The 17498-nt window shown below is 44.7% G+C and carries 17 protein-coding genes; 15 read left to right on the top strand and 2 right to left on the bottom strand.

Features of this window, described 5'->3' with window-relative positions:
* Positions 1-140 precede the first annotated feature (140 nt).
* From fliE to flhB, 15 genes are all read left to right on the top strand, one after another.
* Complete coding sequence (gene fliE / locus D6V41_RS02995) at positions 141-467, top strand: flagellar hook-basal body complex protein FliE (RefSeq protein WP_136250085.1); 327 nt, start codon at positions 141-143, stop codon at positions 465-467.
* A 14-nt stretch (positions 468-481) separates the two neighbouring features.
* The gene (gene fliF, locus D6V41_RS02990; RefSeq protein WP_136249962.1) at positions 482-2182 is read left to right on the top strand and encodes a flagellar basal-body MS-ring/collar protein FliF; all 1701 of its coding nucleotides are present in this window, start codon (positions 482-484) and stop codon (positions 2180-2182) included.
* Between the two features lie 6 nt (positions 2183-2188).
* Complete coding sequence (gene fliG, locus D6V41_RS02985) at positions 2189-3238, top strand: flagellar motor switch protein FliG (protein ID WP_136249961.1); 1050 nt, start codon at positions 2189-2191, stop codon at positions 3236-3238.
* Positions 3239-3240: 2 nt separating this feature from the next.
* Positions 3241-4095 carry a flagellar assembly protein FliH gene (locus D6V41_RS02980; protein WP_136249960.1) on the top strand — a complete coding sequence of 285 codons (855 nt, stop codon included), beginning with the start codon at positions 3241-3243 and terminating at the stop codon, positions 4093-4095.
* Positions 4076-5422 (top strand): flagellar protein export ATPase FliI, encoded by a 1347-nt coding sequence (gene fliI / locus D6V41_RS02975; RefSeq protein ID WP_136249959.1) that lies wholly within the window; start codon positions 4076-4078, stop codon positions 5420-5422. The genes D6V41_RS02980 and fliI overlap by 20 nt, the downstream gene beginning before the upstream one ends.
* Before the next feature lie 8 nt (positions 5423-5430).
* On the top strand, positions 5431-5871 hold the full coding sequence (fliJ, locus tag D6V41_RS02970; protein WP_136249958.1) for a flagellar export protein FliJ: 441 nt from the start codon (positions 5431-5433) through the stop codon (positions 5869-5871).
* Between the two features lie 130 nt (positions 5872-6001).
* Positions 6002-8122 carry a flagellar hook-length control protein FliK gene (locus D6V41_RS02965; protein ID WP_136249957.1) on the top strand — a complete coding sequence of 707 codons (2121 nt, stop codon included), beginning with the start codon at positions 6002-6004 and terminating at the stop codon, positions 8120-8122.
* A 92-nt stretch (positions 8123-8214) separates the two neighbouring features.
* Positions 8215-8724, top strand: a complete 510-nt coding sequence (gene fliL, locus D6V41_RS02960; protein WP_136249956.1) for a flagellar basal body-associated protein FliL — start codon at positions 8215-8217, stop codon at positions 8722-8724.
* Positions 8725-8745: 21 nt separating this feature from the next.
* On the top strand, positions 8746-9825 hold the full coding sequence (gene fliM, locus D6V41_RS02955) for a flagellar motor switch protein FliM (RefSeq protein ID WP_136249955.1): 1080 nt from the start codon (positions 8746-8748) through the stop codon (positions 9823-9825).
* Between the two features lie 2 nt (positions 9826-9827).
* Positions 9828-10247 (top strand): flagellar motor switch protein FliN, encoded by a 420-nt coding sequence (gene fliN / locus D6V41_RS02950; RefSeq protein ID WP_136249954.1) that lies wholly within the window; start codon positions 9828-9830, stop codon positions 10245-10247.
* On the top strand, positions 10207-10776 hold the full coding sequence (gene fliO / locus D6V41_RS02945) for a flagellar biosynthetic protein FliO (RefSeq protein ID WP_136249953.1): 570 nt from the start codon (positions 10207-10209) through the stop codon (positions 10774-10776). Before fliN ends, fliO begins: the two co-directional genes overlap by 41 nt.
* A 31-nt stretch (positions 10777-10807) precedes the next feature.
* Complete coding sequence (fliP, locus tag D6V41_RS02940; RefSeq protein ID WP_479680817.1) at positions 10808-11539, top strand: flagellar type III secretion system pore protein FliP; 732 nt, start codon at positions 10808-10810, stop codon at positions 11537-11539.
* 1 nt (position 11540) lies between these two features.
* The gene (fliQ, locus tag D6V41_RS02935; protein WP_136249952.1) at positions 11541-11810 is read left to right on the top strand and encodes a flagellar biosynthesis protein FliQ; all 270 of its coding nucleotides are present in this window, start codon (positions 11541-11543) and stop codon (positions 11808-11810) included.
* Positions 11811-11843: 33 nt separating this feature from the next.
* The gene (fliR, locus tag D6V41_RS02930; RefSeq protein ID WP_421907441.1) at positions 11844-12596 is read left to right on the top strand and encodes a flagellar biosynthetic protein FliR; all 753 of its coding nucleotides are present in this window, start codon (positions 11844-11846) and stop codon (positions 12594-12596) included.
* 18 nt (positions 12597-12614) lie between these two features.
* Positions 12615-13748: a flagellar biosynthesis protein FlhB gene (gene flhB, locus D6V41_RS02925; protein ID WP_136249950.1), complete on the top strand. Its 1134-nt coding sequence runs from the start codon at positions 12615-12617 to the stop codon at positions 13746-13748.
* A 227-nt stretch (positions 13749-13975) separates the two neighbouring features.
* Here flhB and D6V41_RS02920 read toward each other — a convergent pair whose 3' ends face one another.
* Positions 13976-16918 (bottom strand): prolyl oligopeptidase family serine peptidase, encoded by a 2943-nt coding sequence (locus D6V41_RS02920; protein ID WP_136249949.1) that lies wholly within the window; start codon positions 16916-16918, stop codon positions 13976-13978.
* Positions 16915-17457: a hypothetical protein gene (locus tag D6V41_RS02915; RefSeq protein WP_136249948.1), complete on the bottom strand. Its 543-nt coding sequence runs from the start codon at positions 17455-17457 to the stop codon at positions 16915-16917. Before D6V41_RS02915 ends, D6V41_RS02920 begins: the two co-directional genes overlap by 4 nt.
* Positions 17458-17498 lie beyond the last annotated feature (41 nt).

Genomic DNA, 17498 nt, shown 5'->3' with positions numbered 1-17498 from the left:
CCGTCTATTCGCCATATTTTGCCACATGCAACCATAAATGGCATTGCCATTGCATAGCCTTCAATAACTTAGGCTAAGCGCCATGAAACAGGCGCCTTTGTCCAAATGACATCAATAATATGACGGGTGAGGTAATTACGATGGACGTCAAAGCCAATTCGCTTTATCAAGAAATGCAGGCCATGGCCATGCAAGCAAGTGCAGCGCCAGCACCCATGCAGCGCATGGAAATTAGCAACTCGGGTAGTGAATTTGCCGACATGCTCTCGCAGGCAGTAAACAATGTAAATAGCATGCAACGCGAATCGCGCGAATTGCAACAGCGTTTTGAAATGGGTGACCCAGACCTGAGCCTGGTTGATGTGATGGTTGCAAAAGAAAAGTCTGGAATTGCTTTTGAGGCGACTGTGCAGGTGCGCAACAAGCTTTTAGAATCATATAAAACTATTATGAATATGCCGGTATAAGAAGGAACTAAGTTGTGGCCGAGTCAGCAAGCACCGAATTAGCCGTTTCAGAAGACATTAGCGATAAAGAAGTATCAGACGGGCGTCGGAATCCCGTCGTCGAGTCTCTAAGCAATGCTGAAACAATACGCCAGATGACAATGATCGTGACTTTGGTGATTTGTGTGGCCATCGCTATCTTTATTTTTTTATGGTCAAAAGAGCCTACGTACCGCCCTCTGGCACAAATGCAGCCGCAGGAGATGATTGAAACGCTTGATTATCTTGACCAAAACCAAATTCAATACAAGATTGAAGGCAACACGATCTATGTGGTCGAAAGCCAGTTCAAAGATGTGCGTATGGGCATGGTTCGACAAGGTATTACTTTGCAAGAGCAGGGCGGTAGCGACATCATCATGCAAGACATGGGATTTGGAGTAAGCCAGCGGGTCGAATTGGAGCGTCTTAAGCATGCCCGTGAGCAAACCCTTGCCCGAACCATTGAAGATATTAATGCAGTAAGTAAAGCACGCGTATTATTAGCCTTACCAAAAGAAAACGTTTTTGCTCGCAAAGAAAAACAAGCCAGTGCAACTGTTGTGGTGACTCCAGCAAGAGGTTCAGTGTTATCTGGCGAAGAAGTGGACGCAATTGTTGATATAGTGGCATCAGCGGTTCAGGGCATGGAGCCGTCTCGTGTTACGGTGACCGACAGTAACGGACGATTGCTTAATTCAGGCTCGCAAGATTCAATGAGCGCCAGAGCGCGTAAAGAATTTGAGCTTGAGAAAAAGCGCGAAGATGAATACATCCAAAAAATTGACTCTATTCTGATCCCGGTATTGGGCTTGGGTAATTATACAGCTCAAGTGGATGTCAGCATGGATTTTACATCGGTAGAACAAACGCAGCGTCGCTACAATCCTGATTTACCCGCGGTACGCAGCGAGCAGATTTCAGAGCAAAGCTCGGTGGGCTCGGTGATTGCCGGTATTCCAGGTGCGCTTACTAACCAGCCACCTCTTGATTCAGATATTCCAGAAAATGCTGTTGGCGGTAATGGCGGTGGTTCTTCTGTGCCGACTAACAGCACAAAAAACGAAACGCGCAATTATGAACTCGATACAACGATTAGTCATACCAAACAGCAAACGGGCGTTATACGTAGACTAAGCGTTTCAGTTGCGGTTGACCATATTAGTTCCGTAGGAGCCGATGGCGAGCCTGTTACCACGCCGATGTCGCAACAGGAATTACTGAATATTCGCCGACTGTTACAAGGTGGTATTGGATTTGACGTAACCCGCGGAGATTCGCTTGAAGTAGTAAGCATTCCATTTAACCGAATTGATTTAGGTGCGCCAGAAGAGCAAAAGGTATGGGAAGAAGAGTTCTTCATGCCAATTCTCAAATTGCTCGTAGGTGCTGCGGTAATTATTGTCCTCATCCTTGCGGTAGTGCGACCTATGCTCAAACGCCTCATTTTCCCTGAAGCAGATATGAGCGCCGTTGCCAGCGACGATGATATAGAGCTGGATCTGGGTGATGAAACTATGTCGATGCTCAGTGAAGACTTTGACGAGAGTAAAGTGGGTTTTGCTTCAGACGGCTCACTTACCTTACCTAATTTGAACAAAGATGAAGATATTCTTAAAGTGGTCCGCGCCTTAGTGGCAAATGAGCCTGAGCTTTCAGCTCAAGTGGTGCGCGGCTGGTTATTGGAAGACGAGTAAAGCATCATGCCTGAGAGTACAGAATTACAAACACAAAATGCTACGCCTGAATATGATGTAAGCAAGCTGGATGGTATCGAGAAAGCAGCCATATTATTGCTCTCGCTGTCTGAAGATGACGCAGCGCAAATTCTTAAATTTATGCAGCCTAAACAGGTTCAGGCTTTAGGTTCTGCCATGGCTGCGATGGACGATATGACTCAGTCCAAAATTAACTCGGTTCATAGACATTTTATTGAAGAAATACAAAATTATTCGACCATAGGCTTTAAGAGCGAGGATTTCGTTCGCCGGACCCTGACAACCGCACTTGGTGAAGATAAGGCCGCGCATTTGCTTGATCAGATTTTGGCAGGCGCGGGTGCGAAAGGACTTGAATCACTTAAGTGGATGGACTCTAAGCAGGTGGCGAATATTATTCGCAACGAGCACCCGCAAATACAGACCATTGTTATGTCTTATCTTGAGCCAGAGCAGTCGGCTGAAATTCTTTCGCAGTTTCCTGAAAAAGTCAGACTGGACTTATTGATGCGTGTGGCGAATCTTGAAGAAGTGCAGCCGGCCGCACTGCAAGAACTTAATGAGATTATGGAGAAACAGTTTGCCGGACAAGCTGGCGCGCAAGCAGCGAAAATGGGTGGCTTGAAGTCAGCTGCCAATATTATGAACTATCTCGATACCAACGTAGAAGCGCAATTGATGGACGCAATACGAGAGCAAGACGAAGAAATGTCGCAGCAAATCCAAGACCTTATGTTTGTGTTTGATAACCTTATTGACGTTGATGACAGAGGTATCCAGGCGATTTTGAGAGAAGTGCAGCAAGAGACGCTCATGAAAGCCATCAAGGGTGCAGATGACGATCTTAAAGCCAAGATTACGGGCAATATGTCCAAGCGAGCCGCTGAAATGTTGCTCGATGATATGGAAGCAATGGGGCCGGTTCGTTTAAGTGAAGTGGAAACGGCGCAAAAAGAAATGCTGTCTATTGCTCGTAAGCTTGCTGACGCCGGGGAGATTGTGCTTGGCGGCGGTGGCGGTGATGAGTACGTCTAATTATGAGCCAAGCCAGCAGTAAAGCAAACGATCAGGATAGCAATTCAAACTCGCAGGACTATTCACTTTCGTCTTTCGAAGAGGCAAAGCTGTGGGACTTACCTGTAGTTGATGACACTGCACCTGATGATGAAAACAAAACCACAGCGTTTAATAAACCGTTTACAAAATGGAAATATGAAGCGCCTGAGCAAGAAGAAGAGGTAACTCCTTTAACCGCCCAGGATATTGAAGAGATTCGGCAATCTGCCTATCAGGAAGGCTTAAGTGCAGGTCACGAAGAGGGCTTTGCAAAAGGTCATGAAGAAGGCCTTATAGCAGGTAAAGAAGAAGGACTGGCGCTTGGCAAAGAAGAAGGATTGGCACAAGGCAAGCAAGCTGCAGAAGATGCCGCTCGTGAGCATATCGACGCGTTGCAATCTTTCGTAAAACGCCTAGAGCAGCCTTTAAAATCCATTGATGAAGAAGTCAAGAATGAGTTAGTCCTGCTAAGCGTAAGTTTAGCTAAAGCGGTCATTAATACCGAGTTAAGTACATCAATCGATAGCCTGAAAATGGCCATAGAACAAGGCATTGCGGCGCTACCCATTAATGAAAGCGTTTATCAGATCCATCTACATTCGCAAGACAAGGCGCAAATAGAAGCGCATTTAACGCAAAACCCATCGTCTGAAAGTGAACTAGCTTCTGGCGCTTCAAAGTGGCAACTGGTTGCTAACGATGAACAAGGGCGCGGCGGATGTAAAATCATCAGTCAAAACAACGCGGTTGACATGTCAATTTCGCGGCGCTGTGAAAATGTGTTTGAACCACTTTTGCTAAATCAAGGCTTGGCCAATGACCCACGCGCTAATTGAAAGTCTGTCTAATATCCGTGCATCGGTTAATACACCCAGACCCGTCGCTTCTGGTAAGCTTGTAAGAGGCGTTGGCTTAACGCTTGAGGCGGTAGGGTGTCAAATTCCTATTGGCGGTCGTTGTCGCGTGCAAACCATTAGTGGCAAAGTAGAAGCTGAAGTGGTTGGGTTTGCGAATGACACCACGTTTTTAATGCCAACAGAATCCATAAAAGGCATAGTACCAGGCTCTCTGGTAGAGCCCATTGCGCATGATGCCGGACTTGGCGTAGGAGATGCACTGCTTGGCCGCGTCATCGACGGAAACGGTGAGCCCCTTGATGGCAAAGGTCCGATAAAGGTTAGCAAACGAGTTTCGACTTCTCCACCTCCAATTAATCCATTACAACGAAAACCCGTCTCAGAACCGCTTGATGTTGGTGTTCGCGCCATTAATTCGATGCTAACGGTTGGAAAAGGGCAACGTATGGGACTATTTGCAGGCAGTGGTGTAGGTAAAAGTGTGCTAATGGGTATGATGACCCGTGGCACAACAGCTGATGTTGTGGTGGTAGGCCTAATTGGCGAGCGCGGACGCGAAGTGAAAGAGTTTATCGAAGATATTTTAGGTGAGGAAGAGCGGAATAAAGCAGTAGTGGTTGCTGCACCTGCCGATACCTCACCTTTAATGCGTCTTAAGGGAAGCGAAACAGCTATTACCATTGCTGAATACTTTCGCGATCAAGGTAAAAATGTATTGCTACTAATGGATTCATTGACTCGTTATGCCATGGCACAGCGAGAAATCGCACTTGCCGTAGGTGAGCCGCCTGCGACAAAGGGCTATCCGCCCTCAGTATTTGCAAAATTACCCGCCTTGGTTGAACGTGCAGGAAACGGCAGTCCTCATCAGGGCTCAATCACTGCATTTTATACCGTACTGACAGAAGGTGATGATTTGCAAGATCCTATTGCAGACTCGGCAAGAGCGATTTTGGATGGCCACATTGTTTTATCGCGAACACTTGCTGAATCCGGTCATTACCCTGCTATAGATATCGAATCGTCAATTTCGCGTGTCATGCCTCAAGTGGTGAAACCTGAGCATGAACAAAATGCGCGAAGTATCAAACGCGTATATTCAGCTTACCAGCAAAATAAAGATCTCATTAATTTAGGAGCGTATGCCAAAGGAAGCGATCCTTTGATTGACCTTTCAATCGCCGCTGCTCCCGCCATCAATGCTTTTTTACAGCAAACGACCAAACAGGTTGTTCCGTTTGAAAAAGGTGAAGCAGCCATGCAGACACTTGGAAAAGGTTTGCAGGCGGCTAATCAGGGTCAATAGAGGTTAATTTGCCAGCCAGCATTAAACAGTTGAGTCTCGTTGCGCAACTTGAAAAAGAAAAAGAGCAAAAACTGTCTGAGCAATATCAGCAGGCTCGACAGCACTTATTCCAAAACCAACAAAAACTGTCATCGTTAGAGCAATATCGTTTGGACTACCTAAAGCTTATTCGCGAGAAAGCGAGTCAGGGCTTAGGCGCCAAAACGCTCATTCAACATCAAAGTTTTGTGGGAAAGCTCGATAAAGCCTGCGAGCAACAGGTGCAAGTCATCAATCAGGCTGTTTTGGTCGCTGATCAACGAAAAAACCAGTGGTTAAAACAGCAGACCAAAGCAAAAGCCATAGAAAAATTAATTAATAAACAGCAGCAGAACTTAAGGCTGCAGCAAAACCGACAAGAACAAAAGCTCTTTGACGAGCTTTCCAGCCTTGCATTTTCTAAACGTTAACAAAGACCTATCTCATTTTTACGTTTTTGGTACGCCCTTTGCAAAATTACCCTCAAGCACCAGTGTTATTTTACTTAAAATGTATAAATAACAATGGTTTATAGGATAATTGAATCAGGAATCCAGGATTATGATGCAACAACTTGCCACGTCATCATCAAAAGTTGCCGATAGTGCTTTGCCGTTTGATATGTCGAAAGACAGTCAAGATGTCATTCAGAGCTTTGAAAGCAAACGTTCTGCCTTTGAGCAAGCCTTTGATAGCGCACAAAACGGTGCTTTCAGGCAGGCATTCGATAACGATGTTATTCGTGAAAAACCGGTCTATACAGATAAAGTAGATGAGTCTGTCAGCGCTTTTACGGCAAGTGATGCAAAAGCAAACAGAAAAGCGCAGGCGCTTAGTCAAAATAAAGAGCAGGAAGGCAACGCTCTCGTTCATCGCGGTGACGCAGATAAAAGCGCCAATGCTGCTAGTACTGAAACGAAAGAAACGGCAAACCTAAAAAATGCAGTTGATGGCGAGCCGCAAAATACCATTATCAGTGAGGGTGAGGATACGCCTCGCATTCCAATGAGTTTTAAAGAGCAACTGCTTTCTAACCCTGATCCAAAAGAGGGTTTTGATTACGTTACCTTTGTTTCAGACTTGCAAGCCTTAACAAAAGACGCAAATGGCACTGTGATTAATGACGATTTATCGACAGCGGTAAACACTTTGACCGAGAGCACAGAATTAAATGGCCTCAATACCCAAAGTGAAGATAAGCAAGGCTTTATAAATATCAGTTTGTCTAAAGATGACTTACAAAATATCTTAGACGCGCAGGCAAGTGGGCTGGATTTGGATATGCCGCTTAGCGATGAACAACTCGCTAAACTATCAGAAACAATTCAAAAAATGCTCAGCCAATATAAAGAGCAAATAAGTGATGCACAAAACAAAACTGAGATTGTGCCAGAAATGAATGCCGACTTTGATGCGAGCGATTCAGAACTTGATGCCGAACTGCTTGCAATAATGCTGCAAAAAAATATTAAAACTGATGAAAATATAGTTGGTGCGGCACAAAATTTAGAAGCGCTCTCTAATGCAGACGCACGTAATCAAAACGCAAAAATGCTTAATGACACAGATCAGGTGTTAGAAGCTACGGCGTTAGAGAAGACTCTTGCAGAAGATGAAGAAGCATCGCTTCTTAAGTCTTTAGCGAGTGACTTACAGGCTTCTCTAGGTGCCAACTCACAAATTAACGCTTTAGAAACAACAGGTATTGCTGCCAAAGAGGAAGCAAAATTACTCGTTTCCCTCAAAACGCAAAATGCTGACAACCAGACTAATGAAAGTGATATGTCGATACTCAATCAGCTTTCTTCTCTGGATGAGCGTTCTCAAACTAATATTCTTGAAAATATCAAAGCCCGTGTAGAAAAGTTTGCTGCTGAACTTGGCTCAAGTCCAGCTAAAGGCAGTGAGTTTGTAGCAGCGATGCAAGCAGGCTTAAAGGAAATTAAAGAGCAGCTTCAATCGGGAAGAGAGCCAGGCATTGATTTAAAAGCCATGGTAAGTGAGGCCTTGAGTCAGGTAAGTGTCGAAATTCCACCACAGCAACAAAGCAAATTTGACAGTGCATTGACGCAGTTTGCCGGGATCTTAAATTTGGCAAATAGCGTTAATCAATCGACCTCTGCCCAAGCGCAGCAGATATTTGGCGTGACAGAAACATTAATAGCAAAAGAAAATAATCTTTTGCACGCAGAAGGTACGAAACTTGCTCAGCAAGCTCCAACAGCGTTTGATAAAGCCGTCAACATATTTAAACCCGACGGTCAGCAGCAACTGGCCGATAAAGTGAGATGGATGGTTAATACCCGAAATCCAGCAGCTGAGATTCGCCTCGACCCCCCTGAATTAGGGGCGATGCAAATTAAAGTGAATATGAACGGTGATGCAGCTTCAGTGAGTTTTACTGTTCAATCTGCTCAAGCAAAAGATGTCTTAGATCAGGCGGCTCCAAGACTGCGAGATATGCTGCAAGAGTCTGGCATTGAACTAGGGCAGTCATCGGTGCAGCAGGAAAGTCGCGGACAGCAGCAGAATGAACAATCCTTAGCAGACAAGGGGTCATCGAGTAATAGTAATGCTGCCTCGCTAGCTAATGAGCAGAACACCGATGCACAAAGCAATCAGTCAGTGATTGAACAACGAGTCACCAATGGTGCTCTTGGTGGCATAGACTTTTATGCCTAAACACCAATATATCAGCGCTTAAAGCAAAAGTGGTCGCGAGGGGATGACATATCCCGCTAGGATTTTAACCGTAATAAATAGGTAGTGGAGCAATGGCAGAGCCAGAATTAGAAGCCGGTGGTAAGAAAAAAAGCAAGATGATGTTAATCATCATCGTTGCCGTGTTAGTGCTAGGCGGCGGTGGTGCCGGTGCCTATTTTTTCTTATTTGCCGCAGATGATACGGTAAATACCGACAATTTAGATGGCGCCATGCCGCTTGCAGAAATCGAACAAAGTAGCGGAACCGCGCTTTATGTGGGCATGCCAAGACCCTTTCAATTTAATGCCCCTGGCGTGACGCGAGAGCGCCTGGTGCAAATCGAGGTGCAGTTGATGGTACGCGGGCCTGAAAATGAAGAGCGAGCTAAGCGTCATATTCCCATGATTGAGGGCACGCTTCTACGCGTTTTTAGTACCGCAAATGCAGACGATTTAGTTACCGAAGCAGGTAAAACAGAATTGCGTTCTAAGTCTACAGCGCAAGTGCGCCAGGTTATGAACGATTTAGAAAAAAGTCCAGTGGTAGAAGAGGTTCTCTTCACTGGCTTTGTGATCCAATAGACGAGCGAAACGGGATACTGAGTGAGCGATTTATTATCACAAGACGAAATTGACGCGCTATTACATGGTGTCGACGATGTTGAAGAAGAAGAGGTCGAAGAGGTAGAGCACGACGGCTCTGCGCTGGAGTATGACTTTTCTTCGCAAGACCGTATTGTGCGCGGGCGCATGCCAACCCTTGAAATAGTTAACGAACGGTTTGCAAGGCATATGCGCATCAGTTTATTTAACATGATGCGTCGCAGCGCAGAAGTGTCTATCAACGGCATACAAATGATTAAATTTGGGGAGTACATTCACACCTTGTTTGTACCGACCAGCCTCAATATGGTTCGCTTCAGACCACTAAAAGGAACGGGGCTTATTACTATGGAGGCGCGCCTTGTGTTCATCATGGTAGATAACTTTTTTGGCGGCGATGGGCGTTATCACGCTAAAATTGAAGGGCGCGAGTTTACGCCAACCGAACGTCGCATTATTCAAATGCTTTTGAAGTTAATTTTTGAAGACTACAAAGAAGCGTGGGCACCTGTGATGGATGTCTCATTTGAATATTTGGACTCAGAAGTTAATCCCGCGATGGCTAACATTGTTTCGGCAACGGAAGTGGTCGTAATTAGTTCATTTCATATCGAGTTAGACGGCGGTGGCGGTGATTTTCATGTGTCTTTGCCTTATTCCATGCTGGAGCCTATCAGAGATACGCTTGATGCGGGTGTCCAAACTGATAAAGAAGATACCGACTTTAGATGGAGTAAAGCGCTGCGTGATGAAATCATGGATGTGAAGGTTGACCTTTCGACTCATTTCCTGGATATCGAAATGCCCCTTGAAAGACTGATGAACTTAAAAGATGGGGATATCATCCCTATCAATATGCCTGAGACTGTAACCGTTTTAATTGAAGACTTACCAACATTCAGAGCAAAAATGGGTAAGTCAAGAGACTGTGTGGCCCTGCAAATTGTTAATAAAATCCCAAGACCAGTTTCGGTGAAAACCGAGCTGAACGCCTTTACCAAAGGCGGGAAGAAAATAGATAGTGATTCTGAATTACAAGTGCTTGAAGAAGACTTGTTAGATACCTTAGTGAGGAAGTAATTATGAGTGAAGAAGGCGACGATTTAGACGCATGGGGCGAAGCAATGGCAGAGCAAGCCCAGTCTGAAGCAAAGGCAGAAGCCAAAACTGAAGCAGGCGATGAGGCCGAATCTGTCGAGCTTGATGAGTTAAAAGAGAAAAACACTGCAAGTGATGACGGTGATACAAAGCTGGACACGATTTTAGATATTCCAGTGACCATTTCAATGGAAGTGGGGCGCACCAACATTAGCATCCGAAATTTATTGCAACTGAACCAAGGTTCAGTGGTGGAATTAGACCGAGTTGCCGGAGAGCCATTAGATGTTTTAGTAAATGGCACGTTGATTGCTCATGGAGAAGTAGTAGTGATTAACGATAAATTTGGTATTCGGTTAACGGATGTTATTAGTCAAGTCGAAAGAATTAAAAAACTCAGATAATAAAAAGTCTGCAAATGCATGTAAAGCAGGGCTTGTGGCCCTGTTTGCATCTTCTCTAACAAACCCGGTTCACGCGCAAGATACCGCTTCCTCATTGGGTAGCGAGTTTGGCGGGGCCTCTTCTTTTATATCAATATTTCTGTCTTTAGTGCTGGTGATCGCCATTATTTTTGCGCTTGCCTATCTTATGCGCCGGTTTAATGTCACTCAGGCAGGAAATGGTCAAATGAAAGTCGTTGCCAGCATGATGGCAGGGGCAAAAGAAAAGATAATGGTTATTGAAGTTGGGGATGAGCAACACCTTATTGGAATAACCAGCCACAACATCAATCATCTTGCCACGCTGAAACAAAACCTCGACGTCAGTAAATCCAAATCCGGTCTTTTTGAATCTCAATCAGGCAAAGTCGGCTTTCAGCAAAAACTGGTTCAAGCCATGGCGCAGACTATCTCTGGGCAGGGCATCAACGGGAATAAAACGGGCGCAAGCGCTCCGGCGACTTCTAAACCGGGAGTAGCTCGTGATTAAGCTTTCAATGTGGATCAAACTTGCCTTATTTATCTGCCTGGTTTTAGGCATCAATGCCGACTTATTTGCACAGCAACAAGGTATTTCTGCCGTTACCGTCACCACCAATGACGATGGCTCGCAAGAATATAGCATGACCTTACAAGCGCTGTTTATTATGACTGCGCTGAGCCTTATTCCGGCTTTTGTTATGATGATGACGTCTTTTACGAGGATCATCGTTGTACTGTCTATCTTGCGTCAGGCCATTGGTTTGCAGCAGTCACCTTCAAATCAAATATTAATCGGCGTCAGCTTGTTTTTGTCGATGTTCATAATGGCGCCCGTGTTTGAAGAAATGAACCAAACAGCACTTCAGCCTTACTTAAATGAAGAAATGACCTCGATGCAGGCCTTTGAGGCGGCCAAAGCGCCTATGCGTGAGTTTATGCTGAGTCAAACGCGGATAACAGATCTTGAAACCTTCGTGCGCATTGGCGGATACGAGGGGCAATTTGATTCACCTGAGCAGGTTCCCATGACAGTGCTTATCCCGGCGTTTGTTACCAGTGAACTTAAAACCGCTTTTCAAATTGGTTTTATGCTGTTTATACCGTTTTTGATATTGGACTTGGTAGTGGCTTCTATTTTGATGGCGATGGGGATGATGATGCTCTCCCCCATGATTGTGTCTTTACCTTTTAAGTTAATGCTTTTTGTATTGGTCGACGGCTGGAATCTGATTTTTGGAACGCTTGCTACCAGTTTTGGAATGGGAGTCTGACATGGCACCAGAGGCTTTTGTCGAAATCATGCGCGACGCAATGTTATTAATTGTTATTTTAACGAGCGCAATCATCATGCCTGGCTTGCTGGTTGGCTTAGTCGTTGCGGTTTTTCAGGCGGCAACTTCCATTAACGAACAAACCATGAGTTTTCTGCCGCGTTTGGTAGTGACCTTAATTGCCCTCGCGTGGTTGGGAAACTGGCTTGTCACAAAGCTGATGGACTACACCAATAACTTGGTGCTCAGTATTCCTTCCGTTATAGGGTAAGTACTCAGAGTGGATATCCTCAGCAGCACTATCATGGACGCCATCAGCGATTATATGCTGGCGTTTATGCGTATTTCAGGTTTATTTATTGCGATGGTAGGCATTAGCGCCCGGACTATTCCAACGCCGGTTCGCAATTTGCTGGCGATTTTACTGACCTTAATGATAGTGCCAATGCTCCCACCAGTACCCATTGAAAATATTGTATCTCTGGGTACCTTCATTGAAATTGGCAAGCAGCTTATTGTTGGTATCGCCATTGGCTTTATTTCGATGATGGTTATTAACACCTTTGTGTTGGCCGGGCAAATTATTGCGATGCAGACAGGTTTGGGCTTTGCGTCAATTGTTGATCCGATTAATGGGATCAACGTTCCAGCGGTTGGTCAATTCTATTTAATTTTGGCGACGCTGATTTTTTGGACAGTAGACGGGCATTTGTTGCTCATAAACATGATTGTTATCAGCTTTGATGCATTCCCTATTGATGGTCCTTGGTGGACGGGTGAACAGTTTAAGCAAATTGCACACTGGGCAGGGTGGATGTTTGTATCGGCGGTGACAATATCGCTGGCTCCCATTGTGTCGCTGCTTATTGTGAATCTAGCCTTTGGCGTTATGACCAAAGCTGCGCCGCAGTTAAACATTTTTAGTTTGGGATTTGCCATTGCGCAAATCATGGGTCTGGTGGTGATTTGGATCACCCTTTCAAACCAGGTATATCATTTCAATTTACAATGGGGCCGTGCGCAAGAATTTATGTGTAAGCTCCTGCTGACCTGCTAAGGCACAACTGGAAAAGTTATGGCAGAGAACGAAAACGGTCAGGAAAAAACAGAAGACCCCACGTCCAAAAAACTCGAGGACTCCCGAAAAAAGGGGCAAGTCGCGAGGTCGAAAGAATTATCCACTGCTCTTGTTTTACTATCAAGTGCCGTTGCCATGATGGCAATTGGTTCCTTTATCGCAACTGCGATGTACAAAATCACGCAACGGGCTTTTACGCTATCAAGGGATGAAACCTACGATTTAAAGCATATGTTTCAAATACTTGAAATGGCAGTGATTGAAAGTGCTGGGCCGCTTATGGCTTTTATGGCAATTGCATTTGTTGGTGGGGTATATGGCAGTATCGCTTTGGGTGGCTATAATTTTAGTTGGGAAGCTGCCGCGCCAAAAGCCAACAAGGTAAGTCCTATTCAGGGATTTAAGCGCATGTTTGGCATGAATGCCTTGGTTGAACTATTAAAAGGCATTGCAAAAGTGGTAGTGGTGCTGGGGATGGCTTATCTTGCCTTGCTAATATTTAAAGATGAAGCCTTACACTTGGATATAGAGCTTTATCCACTTAACCTCTTTCACGCTATGAATATGGTGGAATGGGCGTTTTTACTGCTGTGCGCGGCAATGATCCCCATCGCTCTTATCGACGTGCCGTATCAAAGTCATAAGCACAACGAAGAGATGAAAATGACGCTTCAAGAGGTAAAAGACGAGCGTAAAAACGCTGAAGGCGATCCACTTGTAAAAAGCCGCGTGCGACGTTTACAGTATCAGGCCGCGGCCAATCGCATGATGCAGGAAGTTCCGAATGCCGATGTGATTGTCACCAACCCAACCCATTATTCCATTGCTATTAAGTACGAAGAAAATGGCTCTCGAGCACCCGTAGTGGTTGCTAAAGGTTTGGATGAACTGGCCATGCACATTCGTAAGATTGCTAACGCGCACGAGGTACCCATCGTAGAATCTCCGGCTTTGGCTCGTGCGATTTACTATTCAACAGAAGTAAATCACGAAGTGCCGCAAAAGCTCTTTATGGCGGTTGCGCAAATTCTAGCTTATGTATATCAGCTTAAAGCCTTCAAATCAGGCAAAGGCAAACGTCCTAAGCCACTTAAGAAAGACTTACCAATACCGGATGAACTGAAGCGTTAGTGCATTTGCCATGCAATATTGGCTCTTGCAATACAGTGCAGACCGCTGCCCGCAATTTAACGCGGTCATCCTAAAGTAAAGACCGTCACCCTCGAATAAAGACCGTCAACCTCGAATAAAGGCCGTCATCCTCGAGTAAAGACCGTCATCCTCGAATAAAGACCGTCATCCTCGAATAAGACCGTCATCCTCGAGTAATCGAGGACCTCCTCAGGAGACGAACCGGCCTATTTTACAACCAAGTTTGCAGGCTCTTGTGTTGTAAACATTTTTTCGGTAACAGCTTTGCCCTCTAATGTATAAAGCGCTACTTTAATTTGATTGAAGTGTGTAAAGTCTTTTACTTGTCGCAAAATACTCCATTGACCGCGAGAGTTCCCCCATAGTGTGTCACTTGAGATATCTTGCTCTAGACCGTTATCTGCGATCCCTGTCCACTTGACGGCGAGTAGCGTTAAATCAGAATTGCGGTCAAGACCAGGCATATCCACACTAGGTTTCGCGCCATAATAAATTTTATCGTCGTCAATAAGAGCACGATCGAGTTGATCAGAGATCCAGTCCATCGATTTTTCTTTGCCGTATCCTCTATCATCTACGTAGCGAAATATTCCGGTTTCATCAAAGCTAACTTTACTGTCGATGTTGTCTACGTTAAATACATCGGCAAGTGCCTCTAGAATCCGGGAAAACTGTTCCTCAGAAAAGTGATGTGAAGAAAGAATATGTGGCAGCTGATGTCTTAAGAGACGCTTTGCGTGATCGAATTCGTAGGTTTTGTCACTACCGAACTCTTCAAGCTTCATTCGCTCAATACATCTTTGTAAGTTGCTAATTGGCGCTGGGGCAGAGCAGTCGACTCTGGCTTGAACAAGGAGATTGAGTCTACTATCGTCCTGCTCGACAGCAGTATCAATCAATTCTCGAGCTTTTTCCCAGCTTTGTTCTACTAGCTGGCCGGACATGTAGAGTTCTGCGAGTTTTCGTTGCGCATCAGCATCATGAAGTTCTGAGGCTCGTGTCAAAAGTTTTATGGCTTTGTTGATGTCTTTTTCGGTTCGCAGACCTGTCAAAAAGTTGCTAGCCAGCAATTGCATGGATTCTGGATGTTCGTATTTTGCTGCTTTTGAAAGATATTCCATCATAAGGCTAGGGTTCTCTTCGATATATCTGTTGCTTGAATAGAAGTTTCCAATCAGCGCGAAGTCGTCTCCTAATGCTTCTTTTTCCAAATGGGACAATGTGTCTATTTCGGGAAGCTCAATACCCAATGTATCTAAAATAAAGTCGTAAGTAATAGCAGATTGATGCCTATCGCCTATCCAGCTTTCGTGTCCGTGGCCAGTTTCTTTGTAGTAGATTTCTTTGACGGACTTATCATGACGCTTGAGCATATACGCAAAACGATGTGTGTGCTCGAAGCTTGCTCGTTTATCTTCTATCCCCGCCAGTAGTAATACTGGCACTGAAATATGCTGAGCAAGGTAAACGGGCGAACGCTTTTTGAGCAATTTACTGTACGGCCCGACGACTCTGGCAATTTTCTTACGTTTCAATTCTGTTGTTGCGTAGTTATTCTGATTAAATAGCAAGGGCAAATCGTAGATCCCAAATGAGCCAACCGCGCAGTCGTAAACATCGGGGTTGAGAATACTTAACATCATCGCTGAATAGCCGCCATAGCTTGAACCGACGGCGCAGACAAACTCAAAGCTATGCTTCAAAAGCAGTGCGTCAACGACAGTACTGATATCTTTTTCTATCAACTCGCCAAACTCTCCTTTGCCTCCGTCTTTAAAGCTTCTACCAAATCCTGCACTGCCTCTGAAGTTGACACGAAGCACTGAAAACCCGCGACTTGTGTAATACTGAACTTCTCGATTAAATCGCGCGCTCTCTTTTACTCCGATGGGACCACCGTGAGGCATAACAATCAAAGTGTTTAAATCGAGCCCGCTTGGTGTTGCTAAAAATGCTTCAAGTTTTTCGCCGTCTTCGGTTTGAATCTCAAGTCGCTTAGTACTGGCAAAAGTGCGTCCGGACAAATCTTCATTTACGGCAAATAAGCGTTCCAACACATCTTTTTGCCTGTCGTAGTAAAGATATTCTCCGGGTTGTTCCGGGCCCTCTACACGTATGAGGAGAATTTCGGCGCTTTCATCATAATCGACGTAATAAAATTCCTGTCCAGGAAAAGTCACCGAAAGCCGTTTGTCCAACGCTTCGCTTACGGGGTCGAACACTTGCCGTTGTGTGAGGCCATGTTCTTCATAACTAACTGCCAGTAGCAGTCCGTCGTCAGTAAATTGCGCTGACATTAGGTCATAATCTGGATGCTCGTAAAGCACGTCGCCAAATTGATTTGTAGCTGGATCAAACATTTGCAATGCAATTTTATCGGTTTCGAGGTTGGTCAATACAGCATATTGATTATTCGAAAGTTCAGCAACGGGTCTAAACAGGTGTTCGCCGGTCACTAGCGTGATCACCGTTTGCCACTCCCCGCCGGTAATAGGAAGCGTTTTTACAGTGAGCTCTTCTTTTTCATGGTCAAAGTCGAGACTGAAAAACTGGCGTTCTTTTTCATCAAAGTAATAATCCTCAACTTCATCTGAATCCAGTTCTATTTGTTGCGCATTATCAAAATTAAGCTTTTTAAGCTCTTCAATATCAACTATGTAGATCTCATCTTCAAAACTGAGTGAACTTCGGGAATAGGCTTTATGCAAAAACATCACTTTGGTTTGGTTTTCGGGGTAGTCATAAATTATTCTGCCCCGAGAATCCACCATCTCTATTTTTGCGTCATTGCCGTCAAAGTCGATGATAAAGTTTCGTTTCGACCGAGCACCGCGAATGTGTAAGTATATTTGAGAGTTATTTAACCATTCCAAATCAAGGATCGATCCGCGCTCTCCCAGGTCAAACGTCTTGACCACATGCTTTTTTTTTCGATCGAAAATGTGCAGCAGGTTTTCCTTTTGTCCATGAAAAGGCAGGACCATAAAATCTCCGTTGGGAGATAGCTTCACGATGCTTATACTTTCGTTTCTGTACAAAGATTCAGACTTTAAGATTTCAGAGGAAGCCGACTGCATTAGCTGAATACTGATTGTACTGAGAATTAAGCAGTAACGGATAAAAGCGTGCATCTTGCGAGAGGTATTCATGGGGCCACCTCTGATATCACATATTCTAGAAAATCATCCTCTCCTGGTCCGCCATATCGTATCGCGCGTTTCTCCAAAATATTCGGGAAGTTTTCGCTCATATAAACGTAGGCTTCACTGCTTCTGTTATCTAATTGAAGAAAACTGGCGAAGCCAAAGTAGCCTCGAGTAACTATTTCAAAATGACCCACATAGCTGATGGTGTTTGGTTTAACTGAGAATTTAAAGTTGAGCTCATCGTCGAAGGAAAAGGAGGTATGTTTAGTAGTATACAGTCGGCTAACCTCATAACTTCCGGCTTTGACTTTGGTCAGAATGTAGTTTGTTGAGTGGTCAAGATTGGCAGACGAAAGCGAATAATCGGAAGGTCCGTTAAGCGTAATTCTAAAGAGATCTTTATTTGTATCCAGCCCTATCAGGACGTAACCAAAATCCTCGGCGACTAGCTCATCCAAGTCATTTTCAACCGTTTTAACGGTCGTACGACAAGCCGACAGAACCACCAAACTCGCAACAAGAATAAATCCTTTATACTTCATAAAAATCCTTTTCACATCAACAACGGTTTGTTTGTAATACA

The sequence above is a fragment of the Ningiella ruwaisensis genome, assembly GCF_004798935.1.
Taxonomy (GTDB): Bacteria; Pseudomonadota; Gammaproteobacteria; order Enterobacterales; family Alteromonadaceae; genus Glaciecola; species Glaciecola ruwaisensis.
The sequence above is the reverse complement of the archived record's forward strand: the minus strand, read 5'-3'. Positions and strand labels throughout refer to the sequence as shown.